The sequence below is a fragment of the Actinospongiicola halichondriae genome (assembly GCF_049103745.1).
In the GTDB taxonomy this organism is placed as follows: domain Bacteria; phylum Actinomycetota; class Acidimicrobiia; order Acidimicrobiales; family Salinilacustritrichaceae; genus Salinilacustrithrix; species Salinilacustrithrix halichondriae.
The window spans coordinates 3,785,231-3,804,154 of sequence record NZ_CP171622.1 but is presented as its reverse complement, the minus strand read 5'-3'; the positions used below and the strand labels follow the sequence as shown (position 1 = coordinate 3,804,154).

Annotated in this window: 15 protein-coding genes; 9 read left to right on the top strand and 6 right to left on the bottom strand. The window is 68.8% G+C overall.

Translation table 11 applies throughout. The annotated features are described in order from the left end of the window. The first annotated feature begins 33 nt into the window (after window positions 1–33). The 3 genes from AB8619_RS18850 to AB8619_RS18840 are packed head-to-tail and all read left to right on the top strand — an operon-like array spanning window position 34 to window position 3,280. Window positions 34–411 (top strand): hypothetical protein, encoded by a 378-nt coding sequence (locus AB8619_RS18850; protein WP_436794167.1) that lies wholly within the window; start codon window positions 34–36, stop codon window positions 409–411. Then, window positions 408–2,306 carry a potassium transporter Kup gene (locus AB8619_RS18845; RefSeq protein WP_436794166.1) on the top strand — a complete coding sequence of 633 codons (1,899 nt, stop codon included), beginning with the start codon at window positions 408–410 and terminating at the stop codon, window positions 2,304–2,306. The genes AB8619_RS18850 and AB8619_RS18845 overlap by 4 nt, the downstream gene beginning before the upstream one ends. Continuing rightward, on the top strand, window positions 2,306–3,280 hold the full coding sequence (locus AB8619_RS18840) for a ferrochelatase (RefSeq protein WP_436794165.1): 975 nt from the start codon (window positions 2,306–2,308) through the stop codon (window positions 3,278–3,280). The genes AB8619_RS18845 and AB8619_RS18840 overlap by 1 nt, the downstream gene beginning before the upstream one ends. On the opposite strand, the gene thrH is transcribed toward AB8619_RS18840, so the two are convergent. Next, on the bottom strand, window positions 3,261–3,872 hold the full coding sequence (thrH, locus tag AB8619_RS18835) for a bifunctional phosphoserine phosphatase/homoserine phosphotransferase ThrH (protein WP_436794164.1): 612 nt from the start codon (window positions 3,870–3,872) through the stop codon (window positions 3,261–3,263). The two genes, AB8619_RS18840 and thrH, sit on opposite strands and share 20 nt — an antisense overlap. A 52-nt stretch (window positions 3,873–3,924) precedes the next feature. On the opposite strand from thrH, the gene AB8619_RS18830 reads away from it, so the two are divergent. Both AB8619_RS18830 and AB8619_RS18825 read left to right on the top strand, forming a co-directional pair. Further along, a complete protein-coding gene (locus AB8619_RS18830) occupies window positions 3,925–5,055 on the top strand; it encodes a serine/threonine-protein kinase (protein WP_436794163.1) in 1,131 nt (376 codons plus the stop codon). Next, a complete protein-coding gene (locus AB8619_RS18825) occupies window positions 5,052–5,435 on the top strand; it encodes a hypothetical protein (RefSeq protein ID WP_436794162.1) in 384 nt (127 codons plus the stop codon). Before AB8619_RS18830 ends, AB8619_RS18825 begins: the two co-directional genes overlap by 4 nt. A 306-nt stretch (window positions 5,436–5,741) precedes the next feature. On the opposite strand, the gene AB8619_RS18820 is transcribed toward AB8619_RS18825, so the two are convergent. Genes AB8619_RS18820 through AB8619_RS18805 form a run of 4 tightly spaced genes read right to left on the bottom strand, consistent with a single transcriptional unit; the run spans window position 5,742 to window position 12,904 of the window. Continuing rightward, a complete protein-coding gene (locus AB8619_RS18820; RefSeq protein ID WP_436794161.1) occupies window positions 5,742–6,662 on the bottom strand; it encodes an oxidoreductase in 921 nt (306 codons plus the stop codon). Beyond that, a complete protein-coding gene (locus AB8619_RS18815; RefSeq protein WP_436794160.1) occupies window positions 6,659–8,446 on the bottom strand; it encodes a glutamine--tRNA ligase/YqeY domain fusion protein in 1,788 nt (595 codons plus the stop codon). The genes AB8619_RS18820 and AB8619_RS18815 overlap by 4 nt, the downstream gene beginning before the upstream one ends. A 17-nt stretch (window positions 8,447–8,463) precedes the next feature. Next, a complete protein-coding gene (locus AB8619_RS18810) occupies window positions 8,464–10,524 on the bottom strand; it encodes a GMC oxidoreductase (protein WP_436794159.1) in 2,061 nt (686 codons plus the stop codon). 46 nt (window positions 10,525–10,570) lie between these two features. Further along, the gene (locus AB8619_RS18805; RefSeq protein ID WP_436794158.1) at window positions 10,571–12,904 is read right to left on the bottom strand and encodes a putative bifunctional diguanylate cyclase/phosphodiesterase; all 2,334 of its coding nucleotides are present in this window, start codon (window positions 12,902–12,904) and stop codon (window positions 10,571–10,573) included. A 303-nt stretch (window positions 12,905–13,207) separates the two neighbouring features. On the opposite strand from AB8619_RS18805, the gene AB8619_RS18800 reads away from it, so the two are divergent. The 4 genes from AB8619_RS18800 (at window position 13,208) to AB8619_RS18785 (ending at window position 18,313) form a co-directional block, all read left to right on the top strand. Further along, a complete protein-coding gene (locus tag AB8619_RS18800) occupies window positions 13,208–14,734 on the top strand; it encodes a SulP family inorganic anion transporter (protein WP_436794157.1) in 1,527 nt (508 codons plus the stop codon). A gap of 223 nt (window positions 14,735–14,957) precedes the next feature. Beyond that, window positions 14,958–16,412, top strand: coding sequence for a circularly permuted type 2 ATP-grasp protein (locus AB8619_RS18795; RefSeq protein ID WP_436794156.1), 1,455 nt, complete (start codon window positions 14,958–14,960; stop codon window positions 16,410–16,412). A 4-nt stretch (window positions 16,413–16,416) separates the two neighbouring features. Beyond that, window positions 16,417–17,394 (top strand): alpha-E domain-containing protein, encoded by a 978-nt coding sequence (locus tag AB8619_RS18790; protein WP_436794155.1) that lies wholly within the window; start codon window positions 16,417–16,419, stop codon window positions 17,392–17,394. 1 nt (window position 17,395) lies between these two features. Further along, window positions 17,396–18,313 (top strand): transglutaminase family protein, encoded by a 918-nt coding sequence (locus AB8619_RS18785; protein WP_436794154.1) that lies wholly within the window; start codon window positions 17,396–17,398, stop codon window positions 18,311–18,313. 14 nt (window positions 18,314–18,327) lie between these two features. Here AB8619_RS18785 and AB8619_RS18780 read toward each other — a convergent pair whose 3' ends face one another. Beyond that, window positions 18,328–18,900, bottom strand: a complete 573-nt coding sequence (locus tag AB8619_RS18780) for a hypothetical protein (protein ID WP_436794153.1) — start codon at window positions 18,898–18,900, stop codon at window positions 18,328–18,330. Between the last annotated feature and the right edge of the window lie 24 nt (window positions 18,901–18,924).

Below are 18,924 nucleotides of genomic sequence, written 5' to 3'. Positions count from 1 at the left end.
CCGTCCTGTCGTTTCTCGACGTTCGGAGAGCCCGTGCGAAAGCTGGCAGTGATGACCCTGACCGTGCTCCTCGTCGTGGCGGCATGCGGCACCTCGGAGGCGGATCGACCCGGTACCGCCGAGTGGACGCCGAAGTGGGTCGAACTGCGCGACATCGTCCCCGATCCCGCCACGATCGAGGACAAGGGCGTCGAGGTGTGCAGCGGCTTCCTGGGCGAGGTGCGTGAGCGACGTGCCGATGTGATCCCGACGCCCGACGAGGGCCTCGACGATCCGGTGACCGAGTGGGTGGCCGAAGCCGAGACCGTCGGACTCGACTGCGACCGCGAGGGCGACCTGGCGGAGCGGTTGTCCGACCTCCACAAGCGTTCGGACGAGATCGACGCACGGATCGACCTGTTGTCTCGATGAGCGACGGCTGGTCAGCAGCACGAACGAGTGCACTCACCCTCGGGGCGCTCGGGGTCGTCTTCGGTGACATAGGGACGAGTCCGCTCTACGCGTTCCGTGAGTCGTTCGAGTCCGCCGGCGACCGTCTGGTGGTCGACGAAGCAGCAGCGCTCGGGATCGTGTCGCTCATCCTGTGGTCGCTGCTGATCATCATCTCGATCAAGTACCTCGTCTTCGTGATGCGCGCCGACGCCGACGGCGAGGGCGGAATCCTCGCACTGATGACCATCGCCACCCGAGATGCCGACGGCGCCACGAAGCGCCCCGTCCGCACCGTCGCCTTCTTGTCGGCCATCGGGCTCTTCGGCACGGCGTTGCTCTACGGCGACGGCATGATCACGCCCGCCATCTCGGTCCTCTCGGCCGTCGAGGGCAGCGAGTTGGCCGTCGCAGGCATCGACCGGTTCGTGATCCCGGTGTCGATCGCAATCCTCATCGGCCTGTTCGCGATCCAGTCGCGCGGGACCGGGGCGATCGGCAAGATCTTCGGCCCGGTGATGGTCGTGTGGTTCCTGACGCTCGCCGGCCTGGGCATTCGACAGATCGCCATGGAACCCGGCGTGCTGCGGGCCATCGCTCCGACCTACGCGATCTCGTTCGTGCTCGACAACGGCATCGGCGCGTTCCTCGCCCTGGGCTCGGTCTTTCTCGTGGTCACCGGCGGCGAGGCGCTCTACGCCGACATGGGCCACTTCGGTCGACGACCCATCACCATCGCCTGGTACACGTTGGTGCTGCCGGGCCTGGTCCTCAACTACTTCGGCCAGGCCGCACTGCTCATCCGCGATCCGAGCGCGATCGACAACCCCTTCTACCGGTTGGCTCCGTCGTGGGGCGTGCTGCCGCTCGTCGTGTTGGCCACCACCGCCACCGTCATCGCGTCGCAGGCGCTGATCTCCGGAGCGTTCTCGCTCACGATGCAGGCCACGCAACTCGGCTACTCGCCCCGCATGCGCATCGTGCACACCTCCGAGTCCGAGTCCGGTCAGATCTACGTCCCCGCCGTGAACTGGGGCCTCATGGTCGCCTGCGTCGGCCTGGTGATCGGCTTCGGCTCCTCCTCGGCGCTGGCGGCCGCCTACGGCGTGGCGGTGACGACCACGATGGTCATCACCACCATCCTGTTGTGGTTCGTCCTCCGCGACCGGTTCGGCTGGAGCACCGCCGGCGCCACTGCGCTGTGCACGGCCTTCGGCGTCATCGACCTCGGCTTCTTCAGCGCCAACGTGTTGAAGATCCCTGCCGGCGGTTGGTTCCCGCTGCTGGTCGGACTCCTCGTGTTCACCGTGTTGACCACCTGGCGGACCGGCCGGCGACTCGTCGGCGCCCGCATCCGCAGCGGCCAGGTCCCGCTCTCGACGTTCCTCGACAGCCTGGCCGACCACGACGACGACATCGCCCGGGTCCCGGGCACGGCCGTGTACCTGTTCTCGAACCCCGGGATGGCACCACCTGCACTGATCGCGAACCTCCGCCACAACCACGTGCTCCACGAGGAGATCGTCGTGGCCTCGATCCGTTTCGTCGACACGCCACGGGTCCTGCCGGGCCGACGGACGACGGTGACCACCCTGAACATGGGCGTGCGACAGATCGTGGTCGACTGCGGGTTCATGGAAGAGCCCGACCTCCCACGAGCCCTCGGCCAGGGCGCCTCGCGCAACGAACACCTCGACGTCGACCGGGCCACCTGGTTCCTCGGCACCGAGTCGATCATCGTCACCCGTCGACCGGGCATGGCGATGTGGCGAGAACGCCTCTTCCGACTGCTGAGCCGCAACGCCCAGAGCGCGGCCGACTACTTCAACCTCCCGGCCGACCGCACCGTCAGCCTCGGATCGCAGGTGGACATCTGATGGCCGACCACGACGCCATCCTCCTGTTGTCGTTCGGCGGTCCGGAAGGCCCCGACGACGTGATCCCGTTCCTCGAGAACGTGACCCGCGGTCGCGGCGTGCCGAGAGAACGCCTCGAGGAGGTGGCCGAGCAGTACCGGATGTTCGGCGGTGTGAGCCCCATCAACGACCAGAACCGCGCCCTCCTCGCCGCCCTACGGGCTGAACTCGACCGGCGCGACGTCGCGCTCCCCCTCCACTGGGGCAACCGGAACTGGGCGCCCTACGTCGAGGACACCATGGTCGAGTTGGCCGCCGCCGGGCACCGCCGGGTGCTGGCGCTCACGACATCGGCGTTCTCGTCGTACTCGGCCTGCCGGCAATACCTCGAGGACATCGAGCGAGCGCGCGCCACCGTCGGCGAGGACGCTCCCGTCGTCGACAAGATCCGCCCCTACTGGAACCATCCCGGCTTCGTCGGTGCCGTCACCGAGCAGGTGCGCGACGCCGTCGCCTCGGCGCCCGAGGGGGCCCGACTGGTGTTCACCGCGCACTCGATCCCGATGTCGATGGCGACGACGTCCGACTACGAGGCGCAGCTGCGAACGACGGCTGCGGCCGTCGTCGACGCGGTGGCGGCCGGCCAGGAGTGGGACCTCGTGTTCCAGTCGCGTTCGGGCCCCCCGCAGGTGCCCTGGCTCGAGCCCGACATCGTCGACCATCTGCATGCGCTCGCCGACCGCGCAACCGAAGCCGTCGTCGTCGTTCCGCTCGGGTTCGTCTCCGACCACATGGAGGTGAAGTTCGACCTCGACACCCAGGCCGCGGAGGCCGCTGCGTCACTGGGCATCACGATGGTGCGCGCCTCGACCGTCGGTACCCATCCGGTCTTCGTGTCCGGACTCGTCGACCTGATCGAGCAGTACCTCGGCGGCGACGTCGCCGCGTGTTCCCCCGACTGTTGCCCGGCGCCGGTCAGACCAGCTCGGCGGTGATGGCGGCCAGCAGGTCGTCGTACTCGTCGAGTGCCGGGAACTGCGGGAACTCGGCGATGACGTTGTCGGGGGCGTGGAACAAGAAGCCGGCGTCGGCCTCGCTCAGCATCGTCGTGTCGTTGTACGAGTCGCCGGCGGCGATGACCTTGTAGTCGAGCGAGTGGAACGCCTGGACCGACTTGCGCTTCTGGTCGCTCTGGCGCAGGCGATAGTCGACGATGCGGTCGTCCTCCACGACGAGGCGGTGGCAGAACACCGTGGGCATCCCCAGGTGGACCATGAGCGGGGCAGCGAACTGCTCGAAGGTGTCGGAGAGGATGATCACCTGGGTCCGGCGACGCAGTTCGTCGAGGAACTCGCGAGCGCCCGGAAGCGGGCCCAACCCGTCGATGACGTCGGCCACCGTCGACATCGTGAGCCCGTGTTCGGCCATCACGTCGAGGCGATACCGCATCAGGACGTCGTAGTCGGGCTCGTCACGGGTGGTCCGCCGGAGGGCGTCGACCCCCGTGCGCTCGGCCACTGCGATCCAGATCTCGGGCACGAGGACACCCTCGAGGTCGAGGGTCACCAGGGTCTGCTTCGTCGACACCGCCCGATTCTGCCCTGTTCTGGCGCAGGAGAACGACGGGTAGGGGGTTCGGGTGACCGATCTGCACGACGACGCCCCCGGACGCATGCTCGCGGGACGCTTCCAATTTGGCGAGGTGCTCGGCAGTGGCGGCATGGCCACGGTCTGGTCGGCCCACGACACACGACTGGGTCGGACCGTCGCCGTCAAGATCCTCCACGACCACCTGTCACCCGAAGACGCCTCCCGCATCGAACGTGAGGCGCGGGCTGCGGCTCGCATCGCCGACACCCGGGTCGTGACCGTGCTCGACCTCGACCACACCGACGACGGCACACCGTTCCTGGTGTTCGAAGCGCTCAGCGGCCGGACCCTCGCCGACGAACTCCGCGAGGGCGGCGCCCTCTCGACGCCCCGGGCGGAGCAACTCGCCGACGACCTCGTCGGCGGCCTCGGCGCCGCACACGACTGCGGCGTCCTCCATCGCGACATCAAGCCGTCGAACGTCCTCGTCGACGGCGCGGGCTTCCGCATCACCGACTTCGGCATCGCCAGCGTCGACGACGAGACCGCGACCCGAGGCGACCTGATCGGCACCCTCGGCTACCTGGCTCCCGAACGCTTCGACGGCACGCCCGCCACGCCCCAGAGCGACGTGTTCTCCGCCGCTGTCGTCCTCTACGAGGCAGTCACCGGGCGGCAGCCGTTCCGCGCTCCGACCGCGACCGAGACGATCGAACGGCTTCGCGCCGGACGCTACGACCCGCTTCCCGATTCCACGCCGGCGCGACTGCGCGACACGATCGTCGCCGGTCTCGATCCCGACCCGGCACGTCGGCCGGCCGACGCCCGCGCATTCGCCGCCGAGACCGTCACGATCGGCGCCCCGACCGTGACCGTGGAGCCGGACCTCACCGAACGCCTCGACGCCACCGAGCATCTCGCGCCCATCGCCGCTCCCGCGACCGAGGACGAGCCGGACCTTCGGGCCCACCTCGACTCGCTCCTCGAGAACCCCACCGTCGTCGACGCCGTCGAGCGAGCCAAGCGACCACAGACGATCTTCGTCGGACTCTCGGTGCTCCTGCTGTTGCTGCTCCTGTTCGCGGCCACCCGGGACGGTGGAGGAACGACCTCCCCACCCGCGGTGGATTCGCAGCAGCAACTCGACCAGAACCTCGACCGCATCGAGGAGCTCGGATGAACCTCCGGACCACCATCGCCTGCGCCACGCTCGCCGTCGTCGTGCTCGGCGCCTGTGGCGACGGAGGCGGGCGATTCGACCCGCAGGTCGACGCCGTACGGTCAGCAGTCGACGCCGGCGACCGCGACGCAGCGGAGCTCGCCCTCGACGAACTCGCCTTCGCCGCGGGTGCCGCTGCCAGCGAGGGCGACCTCAGCGACGCCGCCCACCAGGAGATCGTCGAGTCGATCGCGTCGAGCCGTGCGTTGCTCGACGAGGCCGTGCCGACGACCGCTGCGCCGACCACGACCACCACGACCACCGCCCCCGCCCCGACGCCTCCCGAGAAGGAGCCGAAGGACAAGGGAAAGGGTCACAAGGGCGACGACAGGGACGACTGACCGCGGTCCGGCTCCCCCGGTCTCCAGCGGTCAGCCCAAGAGCGAAGCCTGCGGGTTCGGCACCGGTGGTTCGGGGTGACCAGGACCGGGAGGGCTCGGTGGCATCGGATCGGGGTGCGGCTCAGGGTCGGGCACGGGCGGCCGGGGATCCGGCGGCTGCGGACCCGGACCAGGAACCGGTTCGGGCAACGGCGTCGGCGGACGGTTCGGATCGGGGCTCGGCATGGGGTCCGGCTGGGTCGGATCGGGCGAGCTGGACTGGGGGGAGGTCTGCATGGGGTGGTCCTTGCCCCCGCCCCCGGGCCGTCAGACCGGGAAGGTCACCCCGGTGAACTCCTCGGACAACGACCACAGCCGCTCCCAGTCCGCCTCCCGGACCGCGTGCGGAGACGGCATGACCACATCGGGGGCGCCGCGCATCTCCTTGTAGCCGGTCGAGCCGTAGTAGAGGCTGCCGGCGGCTTCCGGATCGGTGGCGGCTCGCAGGCTCGGGAGCGCCCCGTCGGCGGCCGAGTTCAACGTGGCCGAGAGCAGCGCGGACGCGACCTGCTTGACCCCCGGGAGCGACGCCAGCGGGATGTGGCGGGCGAGCTCGGTGGCCGACACGCCGGGATGCGCCGCCAGCGCGATGGTCTCCGCTCCGGCGGTCCGGAGCCGCCGGTCGAGTTCGAAGGTGAACAGCAGGTTGGCGAGCTTGGACTGGCCGTAGGCCGCCATGCGGTTGTACGACCGTTCCCACTGCAGGTCGTCCCAGTGCATGCGCCCGTCGCGGTGGGCGATGCTCGACACGGTGACGATGCGCGAGCCGTGCGTCGTGCTCAGGGCGCTCAGGACCTGCCCGGTGTAGGCGAAATGGCCGAGATGGTTCGTGCCGAACTGGAGCTCGAACCCGTCGACGGTCGTCGACTTCGGCGGGATCATGACCCCTGCGTTGTTGATCAGGAGGTCGAGGCGGGGCCACCGCTCGAGTGTCTCGGCCGCTGCGTCCCGGATCGCCGACAGGTCACCGAGATCGAGCGCGAGGGTCTGGACGGCGCCGTTGCCGGTTCGGGCCTCGATCGCTCGTCGCGCTTCGTCCGCTTTCGACGGCGTGCGGCACGCCAACACCACCGTCGCACCGGCGCGAGCGAGTTCGGCTGCGGTCTCGAACCCCAGGCCGGTGTTCGACCCGGTGACGATCGCGACGCGTCCGCTCTGGTCGGGGATGTCGGCGGTGCTCCAGGTCACGACCGGGGGCCCTGCTGCTGGCGCGCGTCCTGCTTGGCCTTCGCCTTCGCCTGTTGCTTCGCCTGGTTCTGCTGGCGCTTCTGGATGTTGGCCCACTCGTCACGGAGTCCGACCGTGCGGTGGAACACGGGAGCCGATCCCGGCGACGTGGCCGGGTCGACGGCGAAGTAGCCGAGCCGTTCGAACTGCACGACGGAGCCGGGTTCGGCATCGGCGAGTGCCGGCTCGATCTTGGCGTCGGTGCGTGTCGCTCGCGACGCCGGCTCGAGGTCGTCCATGGGGTCGCCCGTGGCGCTGCCCGGGTGCTCGGCCGAGAACAAACGCTCGTAGGTGTGGACCGTGGCGTCGACCGCGTGGTCGGCGGAGACCCAGTGGATCGTGGCCTTGACCTTGCGGCCGTCGGGGGCCTGACCACCGGCGGTCTCCGGGTCGTAGGTGGCGTGGACCTCGACGATGGTCCCGTCGGGGTCGGTCACCGCGTCGGTCGCGGTGATGAAGTAGCCGGCGCGGAGGCGCACCTCGCTGCCCGGAGTCAGTCGGTAGTACTTCGGCGGCGGGTCGACTTCGAAGTCGGCCCGCTCGATCCAGAGCTCACCGCTGAAGGGGACCTGCCGGGTGCCGGCGGCGTCGTCTTCGGGGTTGTTGACCGCCTCGACGTACTCGACCACCGACGTGCCGTCGGCGTTGCGCGGCCAGTTGGTGATGACCACCTTCACCGGGTCGACGACGGCCATGAAGCGGAGCGCGTGCTCGTTGTGATGGCGGCGCACGAACGACTCGAGGAGCTCGATCTCCACCACGCTGTTGGTCTTGGCGACACCGATGTGGTCGACGAACGCCCGGATGGCCTCGGCGGGATACCCGCGCTTGCGAAGCCCCTGGAGTGTCGGCATGCGCGGATCGTCCCACCCGTCGACGACGCCGTCCTCGACCAGTCGACGCAACAGCCGCTTGGACATCACCGTGTGCGTCAGGTTGAGGCGAGCGAACTCGGTCTGCTCCGGTTTCTCGTGCGGCAGGTCCAGTTGCTCGAGGCACCAGTCGTAGAGCGGACGGTGGTCGGCGAACTCGAGCGTGCAGATCGAATGGGTCACGCCCTCGAGCGCGTCCGACTGGCCGTGTGCCCAGTCGTAGGTGGGATAGACGATCCACTCGTCGCCGGTCCGCTGATGGGGCACACGGCGGATCCGGTAGAGCACGGGGTCGCGCATGGCCATCACCGGATGCGCCATGTCGATCTTCGCTCGGAGCACCTTCTCGCCGTCGGCGAAGGCACCGTCGCGCATCTGTCGGAACAGGCCGAGGTTCTCCTCGGACGACCGGTCGCGGAACGGGCTGTTCTCGCCCGGCTCGCCGAATCGTCCTCGCTGGGCGGAGATCGTCTCGGCGTCCTGGTCGTCCACGTAGGCCAGGCCACGTTCGATGAGGGACTCGGCCCAGTCGTACAACTGGGCGAAGTAGTCCGACGCGTGGAAGACCGAGCCGGGCTCGAACCCGAGCCAGGCGAGATCCTCGTGGATCGCGTCGATGTACTCGACGTCCTCGGCTGCCGGGTTGGTGTCGTCGAAGCGGAGGTTGCACACCCCGCCGAACTCGTCGGCGAGACCGAAGTTCAGGCAGATCGCCTTCGCATGGCCGATGTGCAGGTAGCCGTTGGGCTCGGGCGGGAAGCGGGTCTGGACACGGCCGCCGAAGGTCGCGGCGTCGATGTCGGCACGGACCTTGTCGCGGATGAAATCGCCGCGCCCGGACGTGGGCTCGGTGGGCTCGGGGGCGTCGGTCACGACTCTCTTCTACTCGCTCATCGGGTGGCCGCGAGGATCGTGGCCGTCCGTCGGGCCAGGGCGTAGATCGTCAGCACGGGGTTGACGCCGCCGTTGTTCACGTGGAGCGACCCGTCGGCCACCCACAGGTTGTCGTGCCCGTGGACTCGTCCGTCCGGATCGGTGACCGACGAGGTCGGGTCGACACCCATGCGACAGGTTCCCGCCTGGTGCTGGCCGGCCGTGAGACCAGTGGGGATCGCGTCGCTCCACACGGTGTGCGCTCCGCTCGCTTCCATCCACTCCCGCGCGACGCCACGGATGTGGCGCGCCGCTCGAATCGTCTCCTCGTGTGCCGCTCCCTGCAACCGCGCCACACGCACGCCGAGAGCGTCGGTCCGCTCGCCCAACTGCACCCGGTTGTCGGCCCGCGGGATCTCCTGGACCTGACCGAAGAGGTGACTCGTCGTCCGGTAGCCATCGCGCATCTCGACCTTGGCGCCGAGGCCCCATCGTGGAGCGTCGGGTTGATACGCCCATCGCCAGTGCACGATGGGGAGCTTGACGATCTCGTTGGCGATGACACCGCCGCCGATCACGCCGTCGTTCCCATGGAGATGATCGACGGTGGCGATGCTGACCCCGGGGCCGACGAGGTCGAGGACCGGTTCGTCGAAACGACCGAAGACGCTCACGAAGCTGTGGCCCTGGAGATGGCGACCCACCTGGTCGTGGGCGTTGCCGAGACCGTCGGGATGCCGAGAGGATCGGCTGTCGAGCAGGAGGCGAGCGGTCTCGATGGCCCCGCACGCCACGACGACGTCGCCGGCGTGGACCGTCCGTTCGCGACCCGTTCCCTCGTCCACCAGGCGGGCGCCCCGGACCGAACCGTCGTCGTCGACCACGATCTCGACAGCACGCGTCCCGGTCACCAGGTGAGCGTTCCCGGTGGCGAGCGCCCGAGGGATCGCCGTGTCGTACGTGCCGTTCTTCGCGCCGGACGGGCACGCGAAACCCACGCACTCACCGCACTGCACGCAACGGGCGGCGCCGTTGCGGGGCTCCGAGTTGATGAGGAGCGGGACCGGGCCGGTCCGAAGCCCGAGGCGTCGAGCGCCGGCGCCGAGGACCGCGGCCTCGGTGTTCGTGGGCAGCGGCGGCATCGGGTAGCCCGACGACCGCGGACCGGATGCCGGATGCGCCGTGCCGTCACCGCACACACCCAGATCGTGCTCGACCCAGGTGTAGAACGACTCGAGGTCGTCGTACGCGATGGGCCAGTCGGCCAACGAGCTGCCGTCGGGGACCCCGTAGGTCGACGCCATGGCGAAGTCGTCCGGCGCGAAACGCCACGCCATCCCCTGGTAGACCCGGCTCCCGCCGCCGACGGTCATCGCGTTGTTGTTCCAGCGCGGGTCGTGCGGCAGCTCGACCGACACGACCTGACCGCGGCGGTCGACCCACTCCCGGGGGTTGCCGTCCTCGGCCGGACCGGTGTTGTTGCCGTGCACCGACGAACGGTGATTGCGGAGGTGGTCGCGCCCCACGTCGTCGAACGACAGCGCGCGGCCACGCTCGACCAACAGGACACGCGCCCCCGCTTCGGCCAGCGTCCACGCTGCCACGCCGCCACCGGCGCCGGCACCCAGCACCACGACGTCGTACCGGTCGTCGCAGTCGGCGAGTGCCGTCGCCGGCACGACCGGCGGCTCGATCGGCGCACCGGGTGAACGCCGCGGCCGAGCGTCGTATCCGATCATCCGTGCACCGGGGGTGTCGGCTCCGCCGTAGTACGCCTCGGCAGCCCGTTGGACCAGCGATTCGCGCTCGTCCCACTCGAGTCCCGAGATCAGCGCGTCGAGATCCGAGACGGCGAGGTCATCGACGCCGGCGCCGAAGGTCGTCCGTGCCCGATCGTCGAGGACGTCGACGAGCTCGAGCGCCCGCTCGGTCAGTGTCACCGTGTGTTCGTCCGCCGCCAGACGTTCGAGGTGCTCGAACAGGCCGGCGCCGCTGACAGCGGGGTGGTCGTCCGCCGGGATCAGCCGATCGAAGACCGCGGCGACCCGCCGTCTCGTCTCGTCGTCGAACGTCGCCACGGCCTCATGGTGACCGATCCGCTCGTGCGATGTGGGAGTACCTCGACTACCGATCGGTCGCCGGGACGACTGTCCGACGGTCGGGCTGGGCGATTGCCGGCCCGACCGTCGAGCGACCGTTCTCCACGGGGGTCTCTCTCGACGCCTCCGCCCGCAACAACGCCAACAACTGATCGCCGGGCATCGGTCGGCCGATGTGGTAACCCTGCAGGCGGTCGCAGCCACTCCGCTCGAGGAAGCGCTGCTGCTCGCTGGTCTCGACTCCCTCGGCCACCAGGCTGAGCCCGAGGCTGTGCGCCATGGCGATCGTCGCGGCGACGATGGCCGCCGAGCTCGGGGTCATGGACTGCACGAACGAGCGGTCGAGCTTGAGCGTGCTCACCGGCAGGTCGCCCAGGTACTGGAGCCCGCAATACCCGGTGCCGAAGTCGTCGATCGCGGCGTACACACCGAGGTCGCGCAGTTCGTGGAGGCGTTGCGCCACGCAGTCGAGATCGTCGACGGCCGTGCTCTCGGTGAGTTCGAGCAGCAACCGTCGGGCTTCGACGCCGGTCTCCCGCAGCGCAGACGTGACGTCGGAGACGATGTCGCCCTGGAACTGCCGACCGCTGACGTTGACCGAGATGAAGCGATCACCGAATCCAGCCACAGCCCACCGGGCGAGCTCGCCGCACGCATCGCGCAGGACGTGGCGTCCGATCGCGGAGATGAGATCCGACTGCTCGGCCACGGGGATGAAGTCCGCGGGAGACAGCAGGCCGCGGGTGGGGTGCTGCCACCGCACCAGCGCCTCGGCGCCGGCGATCCGGCCGTCCGCCGCGTGGACGATCGGCTGGTAGTGCAACACCAGCTCGGCCCGGTCGAGACCTTCGACGAGCGCGTTCTCGATCTCGAGGCGCGAGGCCGCATGGCGGTACAGCTCCGAGCTGTAGACACCGACGCTGGCGCCGCCGTGGTCCTTCGCTCGGTACATCGCCGAGTCGGCGGCGGTCATGAGCTCGAGCGGGGTGGCGCCGTCCTGGGGGAAGACGGCCACGCCCACACTGCCGGTGTTGCGCACGCGTTGACCACCGACCACGGCCGGTTCGTCGAGCGCGGCGAGGACCCGTTCGGCCACCACCAACACGTCGTCGGCGCTGGTGATGTACGGCAACAGGATGGCGAACTCGTCGCCCGCGAGGCGGGCGACGGTGTCCTCGTCGCGCCCGCATCCCTGCAGTCGTCTGGCCGTGATCTGCAGCAACTGGTCGCCCGCTTCGTGACCGAGGGTGTCGTTCACGTCCTTGAATCCGTCGAGGTCGAGGTAGAGCACCCCCACAGGGGCCTGGTGGCGACTCGCGTGCGTGATCGCACGACCCAGACGATCGAGGAAGAGCACTCGGTTGGGGAGATCGGTCAGGTCGTCGTGGGTCGCCCGGTGCTCGCTCACCGCTCGGTCGCGCAGGAGTCGCACGACGTGCCAGGCCAGGACGATGGCGCTCGCCGCGGCGCCGACCGCCACGGTGGCCGACACCGAGACTCCACTGACCACCTGCAACGACAGCACCGCCGGCGCAGCGAGCACCGACAGACCGACGACGAGGGCATGGGTCGGCGAGAAGCGGTGGACGTCGAATGCCACGTGCTTCGGCGCCGGGACCACCACGTCCATGCTGGCGGCGGCGGCGAAGGCCACCATCGGCAGGACCGCGAACCCCTGGAGTTCCCCGACGGGGCGACCGAGTGCCATCGCGAGGGTGCTGCCGAGGTGCATCGCAGCGAGGAGGATCGCGCCGCACAGGAGCGGGACGATGGCCGAGTTCCGCGACGACTTCATGGGCAGCGCCCGACCCGCGATGACCGCCAGCGACACATCGAGGCCTGCGACCACCGCCGCCAGCGACACGGCCGCAGGACTCCAGGCGTGGTCGATGACCGGGACACGCCACTCGACGATCGCCTGGATCACCAGCGCCGATGCGGTGCCGAGCAACCCGGCCTCGACGATGAGGTCGGATTCGCGGACTCGACGATGGCGAGCGAGGTGCTCGAAGAACGCGATTCCGAGGAGGGGATACGCGAGCAGCGAGACCAGGAGCGTGGTGGTCCGGGGGTCCACGGTGTCCGGCAGACCGAACCCGCTGACCACGAGCACCGAGACCCCGAGCGCGAACGCAGCCGTACCCACCGTGGGTCCTGGTCCGCGTCGGGACACCGCCGCCGCCGACACGGCGAGCAATGCCAGGACGCCCGCGATACGAGCCGGGTCGGGTGCCTGCAGCGCGAGAAGTGACACGGCCAGACAACACAGCAGGACCATCATGAGGCGGGCGGGAGAGCGGGCGGGATCACCCTCGCCGGCCACCACCATCCGGATGTGTCTCCCCAACTTCTCGCGCATCTCCCTCCTCCTGGAAGAACACATCGGCAGGTTCGCCCCGTTTCCGTACCCCCCAAACAGATCATTCGCGAGAAGCGCCGACCATGGGTCCGATGGCCACAACGGGTCAGCAACGGCGCTCCGATCGGACCATCAGCGCAGACAGCGCAGAATCGGCATCGGTGTGACGGAATGCACACCAGTTCATGACCCCGGGAATGCTTGATTCATCTAGCATGAGCGCACACCCTGCAGTTCCCCGTCGAGAAGCGCAGGTAGCGGCGTTCGACGCCGACCCGAAGCCACCGACCCTGCAAGGTGTTCATGCCCTCCATCCAGTCCTCATCGCGCGGCATCCTCGAACGAGCCCGTGCGCTGGGCCCCTCCTGGCTCGCCGATCCCCGGACCAACGTCCTCTCGGGCCTAGTCGTCGCACTGGCCCTGATCCCCGAGGCGATCTCGTTCTCGATCATCGCCGGCGTCGACCCGAAGGTCGGCCTCTACGCCTCGTTCTCGATCGCCATCATCATCTCGCTGACCGGTGGACGCTCGGGCATGATCTCGGCCGCCACCGCGGCCATGGCGCTCGTCGTCATCCCGCTCGTGGCCGACCACGGCGTCGGGTATCTCTTCGCCGCGACGATCCTGGCCGGTGTCATCCAGATCGGACTGGGCTATCTCGGCGTCGGCGAACTCATGCGGTTCGTCCCCCGCAGCGTGATGCTCGGGTTCGTCAACGCGCTGGCGATCCTGATCTTCCTCGCGCAGGTCCCGCACATCTTCCTCACCGATGAGCCGAACACCGACCAGCTGCCGCTGAACCTCGCGTTCATCGCTGCCGGGCTGGCGATCATCTACGGGCTCCCTCGACTCACCAAGGCCATCCCGTCGCCGCTCGTCGCCATCGTCGTGCTCGCCGGCATGGCCATCGGATTCGACCTCGACCTCCCCACGGTCGGCGACATGGGCGACCTGCCCGACTCGCTCCCGTTCCTCGCCCTGCCGGACGTGCCGCTCACCCTCGAGATGCTCGGCATCATCCTCCCGTTCTCGATCACCCTCGCGCTCGTCGGCCTGCTCGAGTCGCTGCTCACCGCGCAGTTGCTCGACGATCTGACCGACACCGACTCCGACAAGAACCGCGAGTCGCGTGGTCAGGGTGTCGCCAACGTGTTCACCGGGTTCATCGGTGGCATGGCCGGCTGCGCCATGATCGGCCAGTCGATGATCAACCACAAGACCGGTGGACGCACCCGGCTGTCGACCCTCGCCTCCGGCGTGTTCCTGCTGATCCTCATCCTCGTGCTCGGCGACTGGGTGGCCCGCATCCCGATGGCAGCGCTCGTCGCCGTCATGATCATGGTCTCGGTCGGCACGTTCGACTGGCGCAGCATCCGGCCGGACTCCCTCCGCTCGATCCCGAGGAACGAGACGACCGTCATGGCCGTCACCGTCGCCATCGTGGTGCTCACGCACAACCTCGCCTACGGCGTCGGCGCCGGCGTCGTGCTCTCGGCCATCTTCTTCGTCCGGCACGTCTCCCATGTCGTGTCGGTGACCAGCGTGGTCGACCCCGACAACGTCGAACGTCTCTACGCCGTCACCGGCGAGCTGTTCTTCGCCTCGACGAACGACCTCGTCCACCAGTTCGACTACGACGCCGTCGAGGTCAAACGGGTCGAGATCGACTTCAGCGACGCTCGCATCTGGGACACGTCGGCCGTCGTCGCCCTCGACCTCGTGGTCGACAAGTTCGCCGAGCGCGGGATCGAAGCCGAACTGATCGGTCTCAACCGTCACGCCGAGCGTCTGCACGGCAACGCGACGGGCAAGGTCCGCTCCGGTCACTGACCGAAGCAGACGCCAGAAATGTTCTGGGTGCATGAACGGGACGGCTCACATCCCGATCGCGCACCCAGAACCCGGTGGATTCATTCTGGGTGCATGAACGGGACGGGTCACATCCCGATCGCGCACCCAGAACCCGGTTTTGTCTGGAGAGGCGGGCGACGAAACACGATTGTCTTCGTCTCCGCCCTGCGGGAGCGCCAGCCGGTCTGTACGGTCCGCCCTGATGGATGGCCTGTTCGCTGGCTACGAGACCGAGGGATTCTTCGACGAGGCGTGCGACGCCGACGGCGGAGCGCGGTCGCACTACGAGGCGATGGTCGACCAGCTCGGCGGTTTCCCCCCGGGTGAACTGAACCGGCGAGAGCGGCTTCGGGACGAGGCATTCCGCACCGCGGGCATCACCTTCACGGTCTACGGCGAGAGCGAGGGCGTCGAGCGGACGTTCCCGATGGACCTCGTGCCGCGACTCATCCCCGCCGACGAGTGGACGACGGTGGAGGCGGGCCTCGCCCAGCGGGTCACGGTGCTCAACCGGTTCCTCGAGGACCTCTACAACGGCGAGCGCGCCGCGGTCCGCGATGGCATCGTGCCGTGGTGGCTCATCGCCTCGTCCGACGGGTTCTGCCGAGAGGCCGCCGGGATCCCGGTCCCCCATGCCGCTCGCTGTCTCGTCGCCGGCGTCGACATCGTGCGCGACGGCAACGGCGCCTACTGCGTGCTCGAGGACAACCTCCGGAATCCCTCCGGCATCTCGTACGTCCTCGAGAACCGCCAGGCGATGACCCGGGTCCTCCCCAAGGTGTTCGCCAACCACCACGTCCGACCGGTCGACCACTACGGCCTGTCGCTGCTGCACGCCCTCCAGTCGGTCGCCCCGCCGTCCGCCAGCGACGACCCCACGGTCGTGGTCCTCACTCCGGGTGTCTACAACTCGGCGTACTTCGAACACGCCTTCCTCGCCCGGCAGATGGGTGTCGAGTTGGTCGAGGGTCGCGACCTCGTGGTCGACGACCACACCGTGTCGATGCGCACCACGCAGGGCATGCAACGCGTCGACGTCATCTACCGACGCATCGACGACGACTTCCTCGACCCGGTCGTGTTCCGGCCCGACTCCACACTCGGCGTCCCCGGCCTCATGGCGGCGGCGCGGGCACAGACGGTCACCATCGCCAACGCTGTCGGCAACGGCGTCGCCGACGACAAGGCGGTCTACGCCTACGTCCCCGACCTGATCCGGTACTACACCGGCGAAGAACCGATCCTCCCCAACATCGAGACGTATCTGCTGTGGGAGCCCGAGCAGCGGGCGATGGTCCTCGACCGCCTCGACCAGTTGGTGATCAAGCCGGTGGCGGAGGCGGGCGGCTACGGCGTGGTCATCGGGCCGAAGGCCACCGATGCCGAGCTCGAGGAGTGTCGCCGCAACATCGAGGCGGATCCTCGCAACTACATCGCCCAGGAGGTGGTCCAGCTCTCGCGCCATCCGACCCTCGTCGGCGACCACATGGAGGGCCGCCACATCGACCTGCGGCCCTTCGTCCTGTGTGGCGAGAAGGTCGAGGTCATCCCCGGTGGGCTGACCCGCGTCGCGCTCACCAAGGGATCACTGATCGTGAACTCGAGCCAGGGCGGCGGCTCGAAGGACACCTGGGTCCTCGCGCCCGAGGAGGGATAGCCGGATGCTCGCACGCCACGCCGAGTCGCTGTTCTGGGCCGGTCGCTACATCGAACGAGCCGAGTCGACGGCCCGGATGCTCGACGTCACCTATCACACCCATCTCGAGGCCATGGCCGGCAACGAGAGCGTGTCGTGGCACGACCTCCTCAAGATCCTCAACGTCGACCTGGCATTCTCGGAGAGCGACCGGATCCTCCATGCCGACGTCGTCAGCGAGTTCCTCGTCTTCGACCCCGACAACCCCGGCACGATCCGATCGAACGTCACCCATGCCCGGGAGAACCTGCGGGCGGTACGCGAGTTGATCAGCACCGAACTGTGGGAGTCGATCAACGCCTTCCACCTCCGGGTGTCGGCCCGAGACCTGCGCGACGACGTGACCGGCGAGCCCCACGAGCTCTACGCCATGATCCGCACGCAGTGTCAGACCATCGCCGGCGTGGCGAACGAGACCATGCCGCGCGACGAGTCGTGGAACTTCCTCTCGCTCGGGTGGATGCTCGAACGGTCGATCACGACGCTGCGACTCCTCCTCGTGCGCTACAGCCAGCTCGTGGCGGCCGGCGCCACCGGCGGATTCCACCACTGGGTGTCGACGCTCAAGTCGGCCTCGGGCTCCGAGGCGTTCCGCCGCCGCTACCGCGCCTCGATGGACCCGGCCGACGTCGTGGCGTTCCTGCTGATGTCGCCGCAGTTCCCCCGGTCGGTGCTGTTCGGACTCCAGACGGCGGAGAAGTCGCTCAGTTGGATCGAGGGGACGTCGTCCCCGAGGAGCCGACCGCAGCGGCTGCTGGGACGCCTGCGCGCCGACGTCGAATTCCTCGACGTGAAGGAACTGCTCGCGGGCGACCTGAGCGTGTACCTCCACATGATCGAGCACAACATCCGGCAGGTGGCCGAGTCGGTCGAGGTCACCTACTTCCGCAGCACCGACGAGATGTCGATCAACGTGCTCGACCCGACCATGGTTCGGGGCTGACGTGCGCTTCGACATCCACTACCGGCTGGCCTTCGAGTACGAGAACATCGTCCGGCACTCGCAGAACGAACTCCGTGCCTGCCCGCTGACCGACGAGCACCAGATGCTGCTGTCGTACCGGGTGGCCGCGAGCCCGACCACCCGCGTCCACTCGTTCACCGACTACTGGGGCACCAGGGTCGACGCGTACGGGATCCGCGAACCCCACGTCTCGTTCGAGATCGTCGCCGAGTCGGCGGTCGAGACCCGACAGCGGCCGCTCATGGTCGCTTCACCGGAGATGGCAGCGCTGGCCGACCGACAGTTCGCCGACCAGCACGCCGAGTACCTGTCGCCCACCCGCCACACGCAACTCGGTCCGGGCACCGACCAGGTCACGCAGGAACTCCGCCAACGCAGCGACACCGACGTCGTCAGCCTCGTGCTCGACGTCCACCGGCGTGTCCATCGCTCCCTCACCTACCGATCGGGCAGCACCGAGATCGGCGTCACGCCGGATCAGGTGCTCGAGGGCGGTGAGGGTGTCTGTCAGGACTACGCCCACCTCGCGGTCGCGCTCTGCCGCTCCCTCGGCGTGCCGGCTCGTTACGTCTCCGGCTACTTCTTCGCCGCCGACGATGCCACCGGGGCGATGGCGCTCGGAGACACCGCGCAGGTCCAGACCCATGCGTGGTTCGAGGCTGCGATCCCGGGCGCCGGGTGGCTGGCCCTCGACCCGACCAACGCGCTCGCCGTCGGTGAACGCCACATCACGATCGGCCGCGGCCGCGACTACGACGACGTGCCGCCGATCCGTGGCGTGTACGCCGGCGACGCCTCGGCGGCGTTCCAGACCGGTGTCGAGATGCGGTTGCTGTCGGCGCAGTCGACGCCGCCCACGCAGGACCTCTCGATGCAACAGGTCCAGCAGCAGCAGTAGGGCCGACTGCCCGCCTAGAGGCTGCAGTCGCGGACGTCGCTCGGGATCTCCACGTCCCACTCGACCTCGACGGTCGTCGGACCACCGGTGGCGTCGGGCATCGTCGCCGACCCGGTCGTCCGGCCACCGTCGGTCGACTGGTCGGCGATGACGCTGTCGAAGCCGCCGAAGGCCCGGCTGCCGTACTCGGAGGTCACGGTGCTCCCGTCGATCGACACGTCGTCGACGACGCCGGCAGAGGCGTAGATGTTGATCTTCACGCCCTCGCCCAACGCCTGGAGGTCGAGGTCGTCGTCACTCCCCGAGAACGGGATGCAGCGGTTGAGCATCGTGACCGGGTAGACGTCGCCGTTGATCGTGATCGTCCCGAACTCTCCGGTGGCCGGAGCGTCGTCGTCGGTGTCGGTCGTCCCGTCGTCATCGGCGTCGTCACCGTCGTCGTCCGAGACGGCTGCGTCATCGGACGCTTGATCGGTCGCGTCGCCGGTGCCGGTGTCGGCAGCGTCGTCGTCATCGCCACCACAGGCCGCGGCGAACAGGAGCACCAGGGCGAGCAGCGCCGCCATCCACGTTCGTGATCGGGTCATCGTCTCGTCCTTGCTTCGTCGGAG